General features: G+C 32.7%; 4 protein-coding genes. All 4 read right to left on the bottom strand.

Features of this window, described 5'->3' with window-relative positions; genetic code table 11:
* Positions 1 to 331 (bottom strand): HNH endonuclease (locus tag L6H65_RS26325; RefSeq protein ID WP_236347725.1); only part of this gene is annotated, 331 nt, incomplete at its 3' end.
* A 165-nt stretch (positions 332 to 496) separates the two neighbouring features.
* Positions 497 to 1,153: a hypothetical protein gene (locus L6H65_RS26320; protein ID WP_236347722.1), complete on the bottom strand. Its 657-nt coding sequence runs from the start codon at positions 1,151 to 1,153 to the stop codon at positions 497 to 499.
* A 24-nt stretch (positions 1,154 to 1,177) separates the two neighbouring features.
* Positions 1,178 to 1,375, bottom strand: coding sequence for a hypothetical protein (locus tag L6H65_RS26315; protein WP_236347719.1), 198 nt, complete (start codon positions 1,373 to 1,375; stop codon positions 1,178 to 1,180).
* A 42-nt stretch (positions 1,376 to 1,417) separates the two neighbouring features.
* Positions 1,418 to 1,852: suppressor of fused domain protein (locus L6H65_RS26310; protein ID WP_236347716.1), on the bottom strand; the 435-nt coding region annotated here is incomplete at its 5' end.

The following is a 1,852-nucleotide window of genomic DNA, read 5'->3' as shown; positions in this document are numbered from 1 at the left end:
TAGATACACCACCTGTATGTGAAAAATCCGCATGTATATCTTTTTCTACGAGAATCATTGTAGTACCGTCCTCATGATGATGCCAAGTATAACCATCAGGAGGCTCGTCACTTTTAGGAACTGAAGGATCAGAATCTTTATTTAACTTTACTTCTTCATTTGCCCTCCTGAAATCTTGCTTACGGTTTTCAGGATATGCAACTTCTATTTTTACAGGCTTAACAGTCGGATGAGCATAGGGTGTAAAATCAGAATAACCGTCCTTATTATAGGTTACAGATTTCCCCTCTTTATTAGTATAGGTTGTCGAACCATCCTTATTTAGTTTAATTGTGCCACCGTTCTTGATCCATTTTTTATGATTAGGTTGTTACGGTTTACGTGCTTTAGTTTCCTTACCTTTTCCCTTCCCCTAAGTTGTAAAGCTAAATTAGAGAACAAAAAAGCGATAACTGGGTTACCAATTACCGCATAGAGATGTCAAACAATTTGTGTATTATATTATCACAACTATTTTATTTTCTACGATGCTTCTAAAATTTGAATAATTTCTCATCATATTATTACCGTATGCACTTACAGCCTTATTGCCATTTATCATACTCTCATAATTTTCTTTAAATTCTTTTTTTATCGACTCGTCTAAACTAGCATAGTATCTTTTAGTGGCTTCTTCTGCTAATTCATGTGAACCATATGTTATGATAAAACTAATATCAACCACATAACCATTTGGAGGATAAAATCCTTTCACAGTTACTTGTTTAACGAAGTTATCCAGATCATTCATACAGCATTCTACAATCTGTATGAATACACTATCTAACCAATTAGTGAATTCTTTAACTGCACAATCCCAATTCCCCTTATTTGCGATGTTCCAATATAATTGGCCACTTGGAACATTGCATTGACGGGTATTAATATGAAATATTTTATCTTTCGATTTTAATGGGATAATTGCACATTCACCATAAAATGCTACATTTTTATCAGATATATTATTCCAACTTGTATAAAAAAACACCTTGTACATGAAATTCTTATCTTTTTTTGTCATCCAATGATTTGACTTAGAATATTTCCATCCACTGTCTGTATACTTTTCAGATATTAAACTGCATACGTTATCAAATACTTCATTTGCTTTCATATTTACACCTCAAATCTAAGCCATCTAGGATTCATAAATTTCAAACTCAATCTTCAAATCTTGCGTTCCTTTTCTAAAAATATCCCAATAATTTATTGCAATTTTCGGTTGGTTTATATATTTTTCTAGTGCAGGGTTGTTTCCATAACTACCGCCGTTTTCAACTAACCCATGTAATAATTCACTATAGTCATCATGTAAACTAGCAGGTAATTCTACCATTGGACATAAGTCATGTACTAACTAAGCAACCGTCGGATAAACTTAAATCACAGATTTTCTAAATAAATTGGATACATCAATATTCTTCTCATATAGAAGTTCTTCTAATGCTGATGCCCCATTATTCTCAAAATACTCAAGCTCTTCTTGTGAAATTGGAACACACAATAAAAGTTCAATTTCATTCCCAGATATTGTAACAGGGAGCTTTTCATTTTCAAAAAATGTTGGAGTCATAAAGTAGAGATGTTCGAGCTCACCGAATTTTTCATATTTTGAAAACCAATTTATCCAGACCTCTCCTTTAGAAAGATAGCTGTTCTCGTTGACTAAATAACTACTAATATACATTAAAGTATCTGCAGAGAAATTAATCTTATCATCCGGATCACCCGTCAGTTCTTCAAAATCAGTCTCTTCCCTATAGATTGTCATTAATTCGATTCGATTCGGTTGCTTATTATTCTCATGGTCTCG

The sequence above is a fragment of the Paenibacillus plantiphilus genome, assembly GCF_927798095.1.
GTDB classification, from domain to species: Bacteria; Bacillota; Bacilli; order Paenibacillales; family Paenibacillaceae; genus Paenibacillus_Z; species Paenibacillus_Z plantiphilus.
The sequence above is the reverse complement of the archived record's forward strand: the minus strand, read 5'-3'. Positions and strand labels throughout refer to the sequence as shown.

What these genes read in the sequence shown, in the direction of transcription:
- L6H65_RS26320 (WP_236347722.1), bottom strand. Translation starts at nt 1,153, where the DNA reads ATGAAAGCAAATGAAGTATTTGATAACGTATGCAGTTTAATATCTGAA.
- L6H65_RS26315 (WP_236347719.1), bottom strand. Translation starts at nt 1,375, where the DNA reads ATGGTAGAATTACCTGCTAGTTTACATGATGACTATAGTGAATTATTA.